Below are 14,904 nucleotides of genomic sequence, written 5' to 3' on the forward strand. Positions count from 1 at the left end.
CGGAGGCCGTCGGCGGTGCCGTCCCGGTCGTCCGCGGGGGCCGGGCTCGCGGCGCCCCCCGTCGGTGTGCGGCCGGGGAGGCGGGGCCGGCCGGCCGGACCGCCGTCGGTGCCCTCACCGTCGTCCGTCCTGTCGTCGGCACCGTCGGCACCGACGGCTCCCGCGGTGGTCGCGTCGCTCGCGCACGGGAGGGCGGGCGCGGGCCGGAGCGTGCCCGCCACCAGCCCTGGGGCCCGCTTCTCCGCCGGGGCCGACTCGCCCGTCAGGACGGCTTCGTGGACCGTCAGCCCGGCCGTGCGGAGCAGGCGCAGGTCGGCCGGGACGAGGTCGCCGGGGGCGAGGAGGACGACGTCTCCCGGCACCAGTTCGCCGACGGGGAGCTCCCGTTGGACCGGGGGCGCGTCGGGCGCGGGGCGGCGGCGGACGGTGGCGGTGGTGGGGACGAGGTCGCGCAGCGCGGCCGCCGCGCGCTCGGCGCGGTGCTCGCCGGCGGTCCGGAGGGCGCAGCTGACGGTGACCAGGACGCTGATCACACAGGCGGTGCCCCAGGAGGCGACCGCGGCGGAGACCAGGCCGAGGCAGAGGAGGACGGCGGTGAACGGGTCGCGCAGGCCGTGCGCGAACCGCCGGACGGGCCCGGGCGGGCGGCGGCCGGGGAGGACGTTCTCGCCGGCGTCGGCCAGCCGGCGGGCGGCCTCGTCCTCGGTCAGCCCGCGCGGGCCGCTGCCCAGCTCCCGCAGCGCGTGAAGGGTGGAGCCGGCCTGACCGGCCTCAGGCGCCCAGGCCACGGAGGCGTCCGGAACCGGCGCCGGACCGCGACCGGGGCGCGGGGTCGGCCCGGCGGTCGGAGAGCTGGTCGACCATGAGGCGGACGATGGTCACCACGTGCGCGTCGTCGACCAGGTAGACCACACGGCGCCCTTCGCGGCGCGACCGCACCAGCCCGGCGAGCTTGAGCTTCGCCAGGTGCTGGCTGATCGCGGGCAGCGCGCCGCCGACCCGCTCGGCCAGCCCGGTCACGTCGCTCTCGCCCTGGGCGAGGGCCCAGACGAGGTGCAGCCGGGCGGGGGAGGCGAGCAGCCCGAACGCGGCGGCGGCCTCGCTCAGCACGTCCGCCGACGGGTCGGCGGCACTCCGTTCGACGGCCCCCTCGGGGCTCTCGAATCTGCCGACGCCTGCCGTCACTGTCGCTCTCCCGTCCCTGCCGGGCGTCGTCACGCCCGAGGGGGACCAGTCTAGGCAGAGGGACGGCCGGGCCCCCAGTAGCCTCGGCGTCCTCCGGGCGGTGGGGGCAGGACGGCTTGCCGTGGGGTCAGGACAGCTTGCCGTCGTAGTCGGGGAGCTTGACCGTGAGTTCGGCGTGGCCGCCGGAGAGGTCCGTCGTGTTGTTGCCGATGTTGGCGATGATCTTGTAGCCCTTGGCCTCGATCTTCGCGCGCTCGGCGGTCTTGTAGGCGCTCACGTCCCGGAAGAGGTCGGGGAGCCGGCGGACGGACAGGCCGTCCACCGGGTAGCCGACGCGCTTGAGGTTGTCCTCGGTCAGCGAGCCCAGGAGGCGGGGGCGCGCGGTGACGAAGAAGACGGCGGCGCCGCGCTCGTGGGCGTACCGGACCAGGTCGCGGACGGGGGCGACGGCCGGCGTCGGGTACGTCCAGTGGAAGTCGGTCTCGAGCGAGGTGTTGTCGATGTCGAGGACGACGGCCTGCTTCTCGGTACGGGCCCGGGCGGTGCGCTCGCGGACGTACGGGGTTGCGCGGTCGACGGCGGCCCGTACGTCCCGCTGCCAGGCCGCGTAGTCGACGCCCTTCAGGCCGGCGGTGCCTGAGGTGTGCTGCGCTACGGCTACGGGGGTGACGGCCGTGGTGGCTTCGGCGGTGGCGCCATCCGTCGTGGGGGCGGCGGTGGCCGTCGTGGCGGCGCCCAGTGTGGCGAGGGCGGCGGCCGCGGAGACGGCGACGGCCGTGCGGCGGGCCCGGGTCGATGCGGTCATGCGGGGAACGATCACGTTCCTGTGTGACGAGTGAGGAACGTGAGGTTGTCCGGGGAGTGATGCTTGGGTTCCGTGTGTGGGGTGGGGCGCCGGTGGGCCGCGGAGGGGCGCCGCTGTCCCCCTCCGCGGCGGCGCTCCCTTCTGCGGGCCTCACTCAAGTCCGGGGGTCTCACTCGAGCCGCTTGTCTCCCAGGAACACCAGCAGGACCCGCAGTGCCTCCGCGACGCGGTCGCATTCCTCGCGACTGAGGGGGGAGAGGATCCGCTCGCCGTTGGCCGCGTGGAGGGCGATCAGCTCGTCCATGAGCTGGTGGCCGCGCTCGGTGAGCCGGATGCGGACCGTACGGCGGTCGGCGGTGTCGCGGATCCGCTCGACCAGGCCCTTGGCCTCCATGCGGTCCACGCGGTTGGTGATGGCGCCCGAGGTGACCATGGTCGCGCTGGTGATGGCGCCCGCCGTCCGCTCGTAGGGCGGGCCGCAGCGGCGGAGGGTCGACAGGACGTCGAACTCCCAGACCTCGAGGTCGTGCTGGGCGAAGAACGCCTTCAGCTCCTTGTCGAGCAGGCGCGAGAGGCGCTGCACCCGGCTGATCACGCCGGTCGGCCAGACGTCCACGTCGGGGCGCTCGCGTCCCCACTGCTCGATCACGCTGTCCACCGCGTCGATGGCCATGAACATCTCTCCCTTGAAAATCTCAACGTTCAGATAGTTGACGTTCACTGAAGTGCCGTGCTGTTATTTCAACGTTGAGATTATCAATGAGGGGAGAACGTCATGCAGGCGACTGCGTCCGCACCGGCCGGTACGAGCGGGGCCGCGGGTGCCAGGGGGATGGCAGGGACGGTCGGGGCGACCGGCGCGACCGGCACCGCTTCCGCCGGCGGATCCACCGCCCGGGACCTGCTGCTCACCGCTCTGGCGCCCGCCAGCTGGGCCACCGTCTACGCGGTGACCGCCACGCTGCTCCCCGACAACCGCCCGATGCTCGCCGCCGCCCTACGCGCGCTGCCCGCCGGACTGCTCCTGCTCGCGTACAACCGCAAGCTGCCCCACGGTTCGTGGTGGTGGAAGTCGGCGGTGCTGGCGGTCCTCAACTTCGGCGCCTTCCTCCCGCTGATCTTCTTCGCCGCCTACCGGCTCCCCGGCGGGGTGGCCGCCACGATCGGCGCCGTGCAGCCGCTGCTGGTGGCCGGTTTCTCGCTGCTCGTGCTGCGGATCCGCACCTCGCTCCCCGTCCTGCTGGCGGCGGTCGCCGGGGTCGGGGGCGTGGCCCTGATGACCCTCACCGGGAAGGCCGCCCTGGACGCGCCTGGCGTCGCGGCGGCCCTGCTCGCCGTGGCGCTGATCGCCCTGTCCATCGTGCTCACCAAGAAGTGGGGCAGCGGTGACAGCCCCCTGGTCATGACCGGCTGGCAGCTCACCATCGCCGGTCTGCTCCTGACGCCCTTCACCCTGCTGGGCGAGGGCCTCCCGGCGCACCTGACCGGTGCCAACATCGCCGGTTACACCTACATCGGCGTCGTGGCCACCGCCGCCGCCTACCCCCTCTTCTTCCGCGGCATCGGACGGCTCGCCCCGACCTCGGTCTCGCTGCTCAGCCTCGTCGGCCCGCCGGTCGCCGCGTTGATCGGCGTGGTGGCGATGGACCAGACCCTCACCCTCTGGCAGGTCCTCGGGCTCGTGACCGCCCTCGCGGCGGTGGTCGCCGGGCAGACGCTCGGCCGCAGGCGCTGACGCGGTAGTGGCAGAGGAGCCCCCTCGGGGCCCTGGGTGAGGGCGGCCCGCAGGTCCACCGGACCGGCGGGCCGCCGGCGCGTCGGCGCTTTGGCAGACGGCGTCTCAAGTCCGTTCACCGGTACGGCCCTTCAGTGCCGCCGCCACACATCGCCACGACGGCACCTCACGCCTCAGGACATGGCGCGCGCCTCGTCGCCCCTCTCCCTCGGCCCCTCCCGCGAACCTTCCAGCCCCAGCGGCACCACCGCCGCCACGGCCACCGCCGCCCCCGCTCAAACCTCCCACGGCCACGCCGCGTTCCGGCCCGCCTCCAGGAGGGGGATGGCGCGGAAGGCGGCGTCGTTGAGGCCGCCGAAGGTGTGCCGGTTGCCGGTGCCCGAGGGGGCGTGGCCGGTGCGGTAGCCGGCGAGGTTCCAGGTGTAGACGGGGACGTGGGCCGGGACGGCGGAGGTGGCGTCGCCGTGGCCGCCGGGGGCCGTCTGCTCGTCGGTGACGATCACCACGCGGTCGTGTCCGGCGTAGTGCCGGCGCACCGCCTCCGCGGTGTTCGTGCCGCCCAGGTCGCCGAACCGGTCCGTCGCCCGGAGCACCGAGTCGCCGGGGGAGAGCGGGATCCGGCGGCTCGTCGTCCCGAACTCCACCAGGTCGGCCTCGGCCGCCCGGAGGGCGAGGGCCGTGCCGAAGACCGCCGCGCTGTCGGCCCGGTTCAGCCGCGTCCGCTCGCTGATCCCGCCGAACATCGACCCCGACCGGTCGACGAGCACCAGCGTCCGGCCGCTCAGGTACGGCACGTTGGCGAGCGAGTGGGACAGCGCGCGCTCCAGGGCGCCGGCCCAGCGCAGCGAGCCGGTGTGCCGGTACGCGGCCAGGTAGCGGAAGGGGAACTGCCGGGAGCGGGCCACCTCCGCCGGGTCGGCGATCCGCGCGGCGACGGCGGCGGCGACGTCGTCGCCCACCCCGGCGTCGTCGAAGTTCCGCAGGTTACGGACCAGCGCCATGGTGCCCATGGACGGGATGACGGCCTCCCAGGCCGCCCGGTCCATCGGCCCCTGGAGCCAGCCGGCCAGCGCCTCCCACGTCACGCCGGCCGCGGCCAGCCGCTCGGCGCCGCCCGGGCCGGTGAGCACGGCGCGGCGCTCCGCGACCGGTACGGCCATCAGCTCCCGGTACGCGGTGAGCACCGCGTCCCCGGCCGGCGGAACGGCGTCCTCCGGGTGGTGCCGGCGGTCCAGCGCGTAGCGGAACAGCTCCCCCTGCCACGGCTTGGCGGGATCCGGGGCGGGGTGGACGAGGTTGAGGACGTCGCCGAAGCGGAAGCCCTTGCTCGCCGTGTCGTACTTGAGCAGCGACCGGCCGTGGTACAGCCGGCGCACCGCGTCCCCCACGCCCCGCTTGACCGGCTTCGGCACCGCGCGCCCGTACCGCGACGTCCAGTAGGCCAGCATCTCGCCCGGCTCGTCGGGGCGGAGCAGGACGGACGCGACGACGCCCCGGTTGCCGTACGGGCCGGCCGTCGGCGCCGCCGCGTCGCCCGCCGCGAGCCGCGCGTGGACGAACTCGGCCGCGCCGACGAGCGACGCGGTACGCATGCCGCCGTCCGCGCGCAGCCAGCCCAGCAGCCGGGCCGTCCACGCGGGGTCCTCGACCGCCAGCCGGCGCACGAGGCCGGCGAACCGGTCGTCGCGCCGGCCGCCGTCCTCGTAGAACGTGTCCTGGGTGACGGTGTTGGCGACGGCCAGCAGGAACAGCTCACCGCGGGCCTCGCGCAGGTGCCCGGTGCCGCCCTGGTGGTTGACGGTCGTGGCGCCCGTCGTGGCGACGGGCGACGTGGCGGCCGCGCGGCGGTCCGCGCGGGCGTTGAAACGGGCCATGAGAAGTGGATTCCCCCTGGAGCCGGCTGACGGGCTCGTGGTGTGTGACGGTCGGAGGGGAGGCCGGACGGCGGTCCGGGGCGCCCGAGATCGGATGGACCGCGGATTGCCCGCCTTGGTGGGCTGCACGTCGCCTGTCCCGTGTCCACGGAACGGTGACGTGCGGGAGTCGAACCCGAAGTAGCCGCGGTCCGGCGCACCGGGCGCCCCGGTGCCGCGCCTCCCGAGATCAGGTCCGGTCACGGCGCGTTTCTGGAAAGGAAGGAGCCGTGACCCGCGCACCGGGAGGTGCGTATGCGCTTGTGCTCTCCCGAGATCAGGGGCGGGGACGGTACATGGTGCTCTGCCGTTGAGCTACCGGGGCGCGGAGCCCCGGACGGGATTCGAACCCGCAACCACCCGTACCAGAAACGAAGTAACCGTCCCCTGCGCACCGGGAGATGCGCCAAGCGATGCCTCAACTGTGGCCCGGGAGGCGGACGGACGGCAACGGGTTTTCGTGCGGTGGACGGCTCGGACGGCTCGGACGGCTCGGGTGGCCCGGGCGGCTCGGGCGGCCCGGACGGGCGGCGGCCGGGCGCGGCGCCGCACGGCATACGGCGAGCGCCTCCGGTTCCCGGCCGCCGTGTGCCGACCGTCGTCCCGGTGAATTCTCGTGTCGAAAGGGCAAGTTCGACGGGCGGCCCGGTCGTGGGCCGCCCGGGCGAATGCCCGGCCCGATCCCGAAAGCGCGGACTCCTCCGCGATTTCCCCGGAACTACACCGAAACCTTCCGCGATATCCGGATTCCGCTGCGCCCTTCCTTCGGGTGACCGGCCCTGCCGACTTCCCCGCCCGGTCCGGTGCGTAAACTCGGTCGCCGTTTCCGGATCCGAGAACCGGAATAGCACCACGGAACACACGGGGGAAACCTTGCGTATGCAGTCCGCTCATCTCACCGCTGCGGCACCCCGCCGCTTCGCACTCACCGCGGGGGCCGTCCTGGCGGCCCTGGCGCTGACCGCTTGCGGTTCGTCCGACAAGGGGAAGTCCGACTCCGCCAAGGCCGGTGCGGAGAAGTCCGGATCGACCTCGTCCGGCACCGGGGCGTCCGGCACGAAGTCCGGCGACAAGACCGACGCCGGCGCCCGGGAACTCGCGGCCGGGCAGCCCAGCCCGGAGGAGCAGGAACTGGAGGCGGACAAGAAGAAGGGGAAGTTCGTCGTCACCGGCCAGAAGGTGGTGATGGGCAAGCCCGAGAGCCTCAAGGGCGGCTCGGACGCCAAGAAGTTCGTCGGAAAGACGGTCGCCTTCGCCTACCTGAAGGCCAAGCTGGCTGACGGCGACGCCCCCATGAAGCCGCCCATGATGACCACCGACATCGGCACCCTGGTGGAGGGCAACGCGCCCGGAACGCCGCTCCTCACCATCGGCACCCTGCCCGGGACGCCCGACGACTGCCGGGACGAGGACTACGTGAAGCCGTGGCGGAAGGGCGAGGAGCGCGTCGTCTGCCGCCCCTTCGTGGTGCCGGAGGGCAAGAAGGTCACCCACATCACCTACCGGCGGGGCTTCTACAAGGAGCCCCTGAGGTGGGCCCTCGCGAAGTGACCGAGGGGCGTCCCGCCCCGCGCACGGCCGGGCGGGGCGTCTTTCCGGCCACTCGGGCTCCGTTGGGCGGGAAGCCGGCCCTCGGTGAAGGGGTGGACCGCCGGGCTGCGTTCGTCGTCCGAGAGGTGTCGAACCCCCGTCCCCGTCTTCATGTATCGGCCATTTAACTAACTTCCCCCTGTGGCCGGTTCGCGGGTGCCCGCCGGCCGTGAGGCGTGTGCGGGTGGCGGCCGCGAGCCCCGGAAAGACCTCTCCGCTCTGCCGGTCGTTCACGGGAATCGCCGGCGGCGCCGGGAAACGTGACGCCCCTCACAAGGAGGCTCCGGGTCTTCGCGGGAGGGGTGGCCGGCTTTCGGACTTCACGGGCGTGGCCGGTTTCATTTGGGGCCCCCTTTCGGTCCGATCGTGACTTCGATATTGGTCGGCGGCTCTTTTCGGGGGCATGTCCGTGGCATATGAACTTGGCCGGGAAGGGAGCTTTTGGGGAGCTTGTGGCGCATGCGACGGTGAGGGCGTCCGCCCCGCAAGAAGAGAGGGAGAGAAAATGAGACTTCCCATGGGTCGTTCCCTCGGCGTCGCCGCCGCGGCCGTGGCCGCGCTGGCCGCCACCGCCCTGCCCGCCGTGGCCGCGTCCGACGCGGCCGCCGCTGCCCCGATCAACCGCACGAATTGCAACCAGAAGGACTACCTCGAAATACACAACAACAACGGCCGCGACACGCTCTGCTTCGCCAATGCCGGCGAGACGGCCGTCGCCATTTACGGCGTCAACTGGGTCGAGTCCGGGAACAACACCGTGACCTTCCAGTTCCAGCGGAATGAGAGCGACCCGCGGCTCGAGACGGTCACGCTCAACAAGTGGAGCCAGTGGAACCCGGGCCAGCCCTACCTCCACAAGATCATCTGGATCAAGATTCACTGATAACGGTGGTTTGAGAACGCGACAGGGACCCGGTGGCAGGATGCCACCGGGTCCCTGTCGTGGGCCCTCGTTCACGTATGAGACGGTCCCGGCCCTACGGGGCCGGGACCGTCCGGCCGTCGGTCAGGCCTTCTTGGTCTCCCAGAAGATACGGTCGATCTCGGCGATGAGCTCCAGCGCCTTCTCGCCCGTCTTCGGGTCGGTCGACGCCTTGGCGGCGCTCAGCGCCTTCAGGGTGTCATTGACCAGCTGGTGCAACTGGGGGTACTTCTCGAAGTGCGGCGCCTTGAAGTAGTCGCTCCACAGCACCGAGACGTGGTGCTTGGCGAGCTCCGCGCGCTGCTCCTTGATGATCGTGGCGCGGGCACGGAAGTGGGGGTCCTCGTTGGCCTGGTACTTCTCCTGGACGGCCTTGACCGATTCCGCCTCGATGCGGGCCTGGGCCGGGTCGTACACGCCGCAGGGCAGGTCGCAGTGGGCGCTGACCTTCACCTTGGGGGCGAACAGGCGGGAAAGCATAGTGGTGCTGTCCTTCCTCGTGATCGTCTTCTCAGGTGCGAGATTACTCGGTGCGGGAAGGCTTTTCCCGGGCACCCCGTGGGGCTTAGGACAAAAGACCGGTGTCAGGCTGGGACCGGACGGAGACGGACGGGAGTGAGGAGCCGAGGTGCAGGAGCGACTGGACGAGCCCGGTCACGGGCTGGACCGCGAGCGTCGCGGACTGCTGCGGATCGGGCTGGCCGAGGTCTACAACCCGTCGATGGTCCCGACGCTGAACCCGGGAGACCAGCTGGTGGTGCAGTACGGCGCGAGCGTGCGCCCGGGGGACGTGGTGGTGCTGAGGCACCCGTTCCGGCAGGACCTGCTGATCGTCAAGCGCGCGGTGGAGCGGCGCGACGGCGGCTGGTGGGTCACCGGGGACAACCCCCTGGTGGAGAACGACAGCCGGGAGTTCGGCGCGGTGCCCGACGAGCTGGTCGTGGCCCGCGCCTGGGTACGGCTGCGCCCGCTGCCGCAGGCAGGTCAGCGGTCGGCGGGCGCGCTGCTCTCGTGGGCGGCCTCGGCCGTCCGGCCGGTGCGCTCCTCCGGGCTGCTGGGGCTGCCGCTCTCGCGCCGCTTGCGGGCCCGGTAGGCGGCGACGTTGGCCCGGGTGGCGCAGCGGTCGGAGCAGTAGCGGCGGGAGCGGTTGGTCGAGGTGTCGAGGTAGGCGTTGCGGCACGGCGGGGCCTGGCAGATGCCCAGCCGGTCCACGCCCAGCTCGGTGAGGTGGACGGCGAGGCCCATGCAGGCCGTCGCGGTGTAGCCGGCCGCCGAGTTGGCGGCGTGGTCGGCGATGTGCAGGTGCCAGTCCGGCCGGCCGGCCGCGTCGCGCTGCTGGTGGCCGGAGATCTGCGGGCTGACGGGGAACTCCATCAGCAGCGCGTTGAGCAGGTCCACGGCCCGCACCTCGTCGCCCTCGGCGGCCGCCTCGAAGACCGCGCGCAGCCTCGTCCGGACACCGCGCAGCCGGGTGACGTCACCGTCGGTGAGCCTGCGCGCCATCTGCGAGCCGGGGCCGAAGACCTCGCGGGCGCCGTCGAGCGACGTGAGGGTGTCGGTGCCGCGCGCGGGCGCCTCGGTGTTGACCAGCCGGACGGCGTAGTCGGCGTAGGAGGCCAGTTCCACGGGGGGTCCTTCGGTGGTCGGCCCGGGGGCCGGGCCCCGATGGGTAATGGATGTGGATGCAACGAGAGTATTACAGCGTACGTCCGTCGGGTGGGCGGGACGCACTTTCCGGCCACGTGCGCCGTAGGCGAACTGGTGTCCGTAAACGTCGGACGGCGGTCGCGCGGAACCGGGTTCCGTACGACCGCCGTCCGGCGGTGCGGGGGCGTCATCGGGGCGTTATCCGCTCGGCGGACGCCCTGGGGGCCGGGGTGCGCCGACCGTGCGCGTGGTGGTGTGGAAGCGGGCGGGGGAGTGCTCGTGGCCGCGCACGCCCCTGGCGGCTTCCGGGGGCTGCCCCGGGAGCCGTCGCCCGGGGCTCACAGCACCTTCCCGAGGTTCACAGCACCTTGGACAGGAAGGACTTCGTCCGCTCGTGCCGCGGGTTGGTGAGCACCTCCCGCGGGTCCCCGGACTCGACCACGACGCCGTTGTCCATGAAGACCAGCGAGTCGCCGACCTCGCGGGCGAAGCCCATCTCGTGGGTGACCACCACCATGGTCATCCCCTCCTCGGCGAGGTCGCGCATCACGTCGAGCACGTCGCCGACCAGCTCCGGGTCGAGCGCCGACGTCGGCTCGTCGAACAGCATCAGCTTGGGCTCCATCGCGAGAGCCCTGGCTATCGCGACCCGCTGCTGCTGGCCGCCGGAGAGCTGGGAGGGGTAGTTGCCCGCCTTGTCGGCGAGGCCGACCCGGTCCAGCAGTTTCAGCGCCCGCTCCCGGGCGACGGCCTTCGTCTCGCGCTTGACCTGCACCGGCGCCTCCATGACGTTCTCCACGGCCGTCATGTGCGGGAACAGGTTGAAGCGCTGGAAGACCATGCCGATGTCGCGGCGCTGGGCGGCGACCTCGCGGTCCTTCAGCTCGTAGAGCTTGTTGCCCTGCTGGCGGTAGCCGACCAGCTCGCCGTCGACGTACAGTCGGCCGCCGTTGATCTTCTCCAGGTGGTTGATGCACCGCAGGAAGGTCGACTTGCCGGAACCGGAGGGGCCGATGAGGCAGAACACCTCGCGCGGGGCGACTTCCAGGTCGATGCCCTTGAGGACCTGGACGGCGCCGAAGGACTTGTGGACGCCCTCGGCCTTCACCATCGGGGTGGCGGTCATGCGGTGCCTCCGGCCTGGCGGTTGCCGAACGAGAGCAGGTTGGCCTTCATGACCTTCTGCAGGGGGGTGGGCGGCAGGTTCCGCGTCGAACCGCGGGCGAACCGGCGTTCCAGGTAGTACTGGCCGACGCTCAGCACGCTGGTCAGGACCAGGTACCAGGCGGCGGCGACGAAGAGCATCTCGACCGTGGCGCCTGAGGTCTGGCCGACGTTGGAGGTGGCCTGGAGCAGGTCGTAGTACTGCACCGCGATGACCAGCGAGGTGGTCTTGAGCATGTTGATGAACTCGTTGCCGGTCGGCGGCACGATCACACGCATCGCCTGCGGCAGCACCACGCGGCGCAGCGTCTTGGCGTGGCTCATGCCGAGCGCGTGCGAGGCCTCGGTCTGACCCTCGTCGACCGACTGGAGGCCGGCGCGGCAGATCTCCGCCATGTACGCGGCCTCGTTGAGGCCGAGCCCGAGCAGAGCGGCCAGGAACGGCGTCATGAACGACGACCAGTAGTCCTTGTAGATCGGCCCGAGGTTGATGAACTCGAAGACGAGCCCGAGGTTGAACCAGAGCAGCAGCTGGACGTAGACCGGCGTGCCCCGGAAGAACCAGATGTAGAACCAGGCGATCGACGAGGTGACGGGGTTCTTGGACAGCCGCATCACGGCCAGGAGAACACCGAGGACGACGCCCACCACCATGGACAGGATGGTGATCGTGATGGTGTTCCGGACGCCCCTGAGGACGTCGCCGTCGAAGAAGTAGTCGGGAACGGTACCCCAGTTGACCTTGCCCTGGGCGAACGCGTTGATCAGGAGGCCGAGGACGGCGAGGGCCAGGACGGCCGACACCCAGCGGCCGTAGTGGCGTACGGGGATGGCCTTGAGGGCCTCGGGGGCGGCGGTCTCGGACGCGGGGCGCGCGTCGCCGGAATCCGGCGCCTTGTCGGTCTTTATGGTCACGGAAGTGGCCTTTCAGCGAGCGTGCGTGGGTCAGGAACCGCCGTTGACCTTGGCTTCCTTGATGGCGCCCGCCGCGACGCCCCACTTGTCCATGATCTTCTGGTACTCGCCGTTCTTGATGATGGCGTCCATGGCGGCCTTGATGGCGTCGCGGAGCTGGGCGTTCTCCTTGCCCACGGCGATGCCGTACGGGGCCGCCTCCACCTGGTCGCCGACGATCTCGAAGTCGTTGCCGCCGCCGGAGGTCTTCACCGCGTAGGCGGCGACCGGGAAGTCGCTGGCTCCGGCGTCCGCGCCGCCGCTGCGCAGCCGGGTCTGGGCCAGCACGTCGGTGTCGTAGGCCTCGATGGAGATCTTGTTGTCGCCGCACTTCTCCGACTGGGCGTTGGTGAGGTCCTGCGAGACGGTGCCGCGCTGGACGACGACCTTCTTGCCGCACAGGTCCTGCCAGCCCTTGATCCCCTGGGTCTTGCCCTTGGGCGTGTAGAGGGAGACGCCGGCCTGGAAGTAGTCGACGAAGTCGAGGCCGTCGGAGACCTTCTTCTTGGTCTTGGGGTCGACGCCGTTCTGCCGGTCCTTGGTGTCGGTCATGGCCGACATGGCGATGTCGTAGCGCTTGGAACGGAGGCCCGCGACGAGGGAGTCGAACTTGGAGTTGTTGAACGTGAAGCGGACGCCGAGCTGCTTGCCGAGCGCGTCCGCGATGTCCGGGTCGATGCCGACGGTCTTGCCGTCCTTGACGAACTCCACCGGCGGATAGGCGATGTCCGAGCCCACCCGGATCACCCGGGAGCCCTTGACGGACTGGGGAAGCTTGTCGAACAGGGGGGCCGAGGCGCCGGCGGACGACGAGTCGCCGTCCTTGGACTTGTTCTTGGTCTGGTCGCCGCAACCGGTCAGCAGCAGGGCGCCGGCGACCGCGATCGCGCCGGCGGCGGCCAAACGACTCCTGGCGGCAGCCGGGCGAGGGGTGGTGCTTGCGGTCATTGCTGGTTCCTCCTGCGGGTGAGGGGATAGCCGACTCTTCACATGGCCTGTTCAAGGGGAAAACGCACTGTGCGGCCTCTCCGAGGGGCGTCAGCACACTTCACCGGCTGCCGCGACCTCGGGTGATTGGGGCATCTTGCCATCTGGACTACACCGTTCGGGGGGCCAGCAATGTCAAAATCGGATAACGGGATGATCCGCCTGCTGATGAGGGTTGTTCGGCTTATGGGGCGTTGGTTGATCGCTTGCGTTCGTTCTGGGAGCGAGACGCATATCACGAGCCCCATGTCTCACTCCATGGACTCTGAGCATCAGTTGACACCGATTTCCGGCCGACATCGGTGCGGCGTGGCAGAGAACGCCGTAACTCACTCGTCGGCCGTAGCGCTCATCCGGTAGAAAGGGCCCTTACACCCCGCACCCGGGGCTCAGGGCGCGTCGTGCAGCGCGCCCGGTGTCCGCACTCCCCGCACCGCGCCCCCGCGCGCGGACCGCCCGTCCGGCGGCCGCGCCCCGCCCCGGCCACCGCCGGGGCAGCGGACACCCGCCCGGCCGCCCCGCACTCCAGGGGACGGATATACCCTCGATGGACATCTCGACAAAGGGGTCAAGAAAGTGGCAGCGGAGATCGTCAATCCTCTCAGCGGGAGCGGTCCGGAGGAAGGTGCTCAGGAGGAGCCCTTCGATCCGGCCTTCGCGCTGCACCGCGGCGGCAAGATGGCGGTGCGGGCGACCGTGCCCGTGCGGGACAAGGACGACCTGTCCCTCGCCTACACACCGGGCGTCGCCAAGGTGTGCACCGCGATCGCGGAACAGCCCGAACTCGTCCACGACTACACCTGGAAGTCCCAGGTCGTCGCGGTGGTCACGGACGGCAGCGCCGTCCTGGGACTCGGGGACATCGGTCCCGAGGCGTCCCTGCCCGTGATGGAGGGCAAGGCCATCCTGTTCAAGCAGTTCGGCGGCGTGGACGCGGTGCCGATCGCGCTCGACTGCCGCGAGGTGGACGAGCTCGTCGAGACCGTCGTCCGCCTCGCGCCGTCCTTCGGCGGCGTCAACCTGGAGGACATCTCCGCGCCCCGCTGCTTCGAGGTCGAGCGGCGGCTGCAGGAGCGGCTGGACATCCCGGTCTTCCACGACGACCAGCACGGCACCGCCGTCGTCACCCTGGCCGCCCTTCGCAACGCCGCGAAGCTCACCGGCCGTACCCTCGGCGACCTGCGCGCCGTCATCTCCGGCGCGGGCGCGGCCGGCGTCGCCATCGCGCGCATCCTGGTCGAGGCGGGCATCGGCGACGTGGCCGTGTGCGACCGCAAGGGCATCGTCTCCCGCGACCGCGAGGACCTGACCGACGTCAAGCGGGAACTGGCCGGGTTCACCAACAAGGCCGGGCTCGCCGGTTCCCTGGAGTCCGCGCTGGACGGCGCGGACGTCTTCATCGGCGTCTCCGGCGGCACCGTGCCCGAGCCGGCGGTCGCGAAGATGGCGGACAACGCGCTGATCTTCGCGATGGCCAACCCCAACCCGGAGATCCACCCGGACGTCGCGCACAAGTACGCGGCCGTGGTGGCCACCGGGCGCAGCGACTACCCGAACCAGATCAACAACGTCCTCGCCTTCCCCGGCATCTTCGCCGGCGCGCTCCAGGTGCGGGCGTCGCGGATCACCGAGGGGATGAAGCTGGCCGCCGCCGAGGCGCTGGCGGCGGTCGTCGCGGACGAGCTGAGCGCGGATTGCGTCATCCCGTCGCCGTTCGACGAGCGGGTCGCTCCCGCGGTGACGGCCGCTGTCGCGGCGGCGGCGCGGGCGGACGGGGTCGCGCGGCGGTAGCCCCCTGCGGGGGGCTGTGCCCCGGTCCCGCCCCTTCGCCGATCCCTGGGGGCTCCGCCCCCAGACCCCCTTGTCGCGGCTTCGCCGCTCGTCCTCAAACGCCGGACGGGCTGAATTCAGCCCGTCCGGCGTTTGAGGACGAGCGGCGAAGCCGCGACAAGGGGGTCTGGGGGCGGAGCCCCCAGGGATCGGCGAAGGGGCGGGACCGGGG

Annotated in this window: 15 protein-coding genes; 5 read left to right on the top strand and 10 right to left on the bottom strand. The window is 71.6% G+C overall.

Translation table 11 applies throughout. From position 1 onward, the window contains the following. The 4 genes from JNW98_RS25885 to JNW98_RS25900 all read right to left on the bottom strand — a co-directional run. On the bottom strand, positions 1-788 hold a 788-nt coding region (locus tag JNW98_RS25885; RefSeq protein ID WP_308015664.1), incomplete at its 3' end, for a P-type ATPase actuator domain-containing protein. Continuing rightward, complete coding sequence (locus JNW98_RS25890; RefSeq protein ID WP_223770710.1) at positions 772-1,185, bottom strand: ArsR/SmtB family transcription factor; 414 nt, start codon at positions 1,183-1,185, stop codon at positions 772-774. The genes JNW98_RS25885 and JNW98_RS25890, both read right to left, overlap by 17 nt. Before the next feature lie 127 nt (positions 1,186-1,312). After that, positions 1,313-1,990 (bottom strand): HAD family acid phosphatase, encoded by a 678-nt coding sequence (locus tag JNW98_RS25895; protein WP_223770711.1) that lies wholly within the window; start codon positions 1,988-1,990, stop codon positions 1,313-1,315. A 169-nt stretch (positions 1,991-2,159) separates the two neighbouring features. Then, positions 2,160-2,663 carry a MarR family winged helix-turn-helix transcriptional regulator gene (locus JNW98_RS25900; protein ID WP_223770712.1) on the bottom strand — a complete coding sequence of 168 codons (504 nt, stop codon included), beginning with the start codon at positions 2,661-2,663 and terminating at the stop codon, positions 2,160-2,162. A 159-nt stretch (positions 2,664-2,822) separates the two neighbouring features. Between JNW98_RS25900 and JNW98_RS25905 the strand changes: the two genes are divergently transcribed. Then, positions 2,823-3,725: an EamA family transporter gene (locus tag JNW98_RS25905; protein WP_223770713.1), complete on the top strand. Its 903-nt coding sequence runs from the start codon at positions 2,823-2,825 to the stop codon at positions 3,723-3,725. A gap of 275 nt (positions 3,726-4,000) precedes the next feature. Here the strand turns inward: JNW98_RS25905 and JNW98_RS25910 are convergent, their stop codons facing one another. Beyond that, complete coding sequence (locus tag JNW98_RS25910; RefSeq protein WP_223770714.1) at positions 4,001-5,599, bottom strand: TROVE domain-containing protein; 1,599 nt, start codon at positions 5,597-5,599, stop codon at positions 4,001-4,003. Positions 5,600-6,517: 918 nt separating this feature from the next. Here JNW98_RS25910 and JNW98_RS25915 point away from each other — a divergent pair. Continuing rightward, positions 6,518-7,189: a hypothetical protein gene (locus JNW98_RS25915; protein WP_223770722.1), complete on the top strand. Its 672-nt coding sequence runs from the start codon at positions 6,518-6,520 to the stop codon at positions 7,187-7,189. Between the two features lie 556 nt (positions 7,190-7,745). After that, a complete protein-coding gene (locus JNW98_RS25920) occupies positions 7,746-8,111 on the top strand; it encodes a beta/gamma crystallin domain-containing protein (protein WP_223770715.1) in 366 nt (121 codons plus the stop codon). Positions 8,112-8,234: 123 nt separating this feature from the next. Here JNW98_RS25920 and sodN read toward each other — a convergent pair whose 3' ends face one another. Further along, the gene (gene sodN, locus JNW98_RS25925) at positions 8,235-8,630 is read right to left on the bottom strand and encodes a superoxide dismutase, Ni (protein ID WP_004937667.1); all 396 of its coding nucleotides are present in this window, start codon (positions 8,628-8,630) and stop codon (positions 8,235-8,237) included. Positions 8,631-8,778: 148 nt separating this feature from the next. On the opposite strand from sodN, the gene sodX reads away from it, so the two are divergent. Then, positions 8,779-9,243, top strand: a complete 465-nt coding sequence (gene sodX, locus JNW98_RS25930; RefSeq protein WP_223770716.1) for a nickel-type superoxide dismutase maturation protease — start codon at positions 8,779-8,781, stop codon at positions 9,241-9,243. Here sodX and JNW98_RS25935 read toward each other — a convergent pair. The 4 genes from JNW98_RS25935 to JNW98_RS25950 all read right to left on the bottom strand — a co-directional run bounded on the left by JNW98_RS25935 (position 9,135) and on the right by JNW98_RS25950 (position 12,863). Beyond that, positions 9,135-9,776: a CGNR zinc finger domain-containing protein gene (locus JNW98_RS25935; protein ID WP_223770717.1), complete on the bottom strand. Its 642-nt coding sequence runs from the start codon at positions 9,774-9,776 to the stop codon at positions 9,135-9,137. The two genes, sodX and JNW98_RS25935, sit on opposite strands and share 109 nt — an antisense overlap. A gap of 379 nt (positions 9,777-10,155) precedes the next feature. Beyond that, positions 10,156-10,923, bottom strand: a complete 768-nt coding sequence (locus JNW98_RS25940) for an amino acid ABC transporter ATP-binding protein (RefSeq protein WP_308015665.1) — start codon at positions 10,921-10,923, stop codon at positions 10,156-10,158. Beyond that, positions 10,920-11,876, bottom strand: a complete 957-nt coding sequence (locus tag JNW98_RS25945) for an amino acid ABC transporter permease (RefSeq protein WP_372459325.1) — start codon at positions 11,874-11,876, stop codon at positions 10,920-10,922. Before JNW98_RS25945 ends, JNW98_RS25940 begins: the two co-directional genes overlap by 4 nt. Positions 11,877-11,906: 30 nt before the next feature. Next, positions 11,907-12,863 (bottom strand): ABC transporter substrate-binding protein, encoded by a 957-nt coding sequence (locus JNW98_RS25950; RefSeq protein WP_223770718.1) that lies wholly within the window; start codon positions 12,861-12,863, stop codon positions 11,907-11,909. Positions 12,864-13,478: 615 nt separating this feature from the next. Between JNW98_RS25950 and JNW98_RS25955 the strand changes: the two genes are divergently transcribed. Beyond that, positions 13,479-14,693, top strand: a complete 1,215-nt coding sequence (locus JNW98_RS25955; RefSeq protein WP_223770719.1) for an NAD(P)-dependent malic enzyme — start codon at positions 13,479-13,481, stop codon at positions 14,691-14,693. The last annotated feature ends 211 nt before the right edge of the window (positions 14,694-14,904 follow it).

This window comes from Streptomyces huiliensis (assembly GCF_020037025.1).
Lineage (GTDB): Bacteria > Actinomycetota > Actinomycetes > Streptomycetales > Streptomycetaceae > Streptomyces > Streptomyces huiliensis.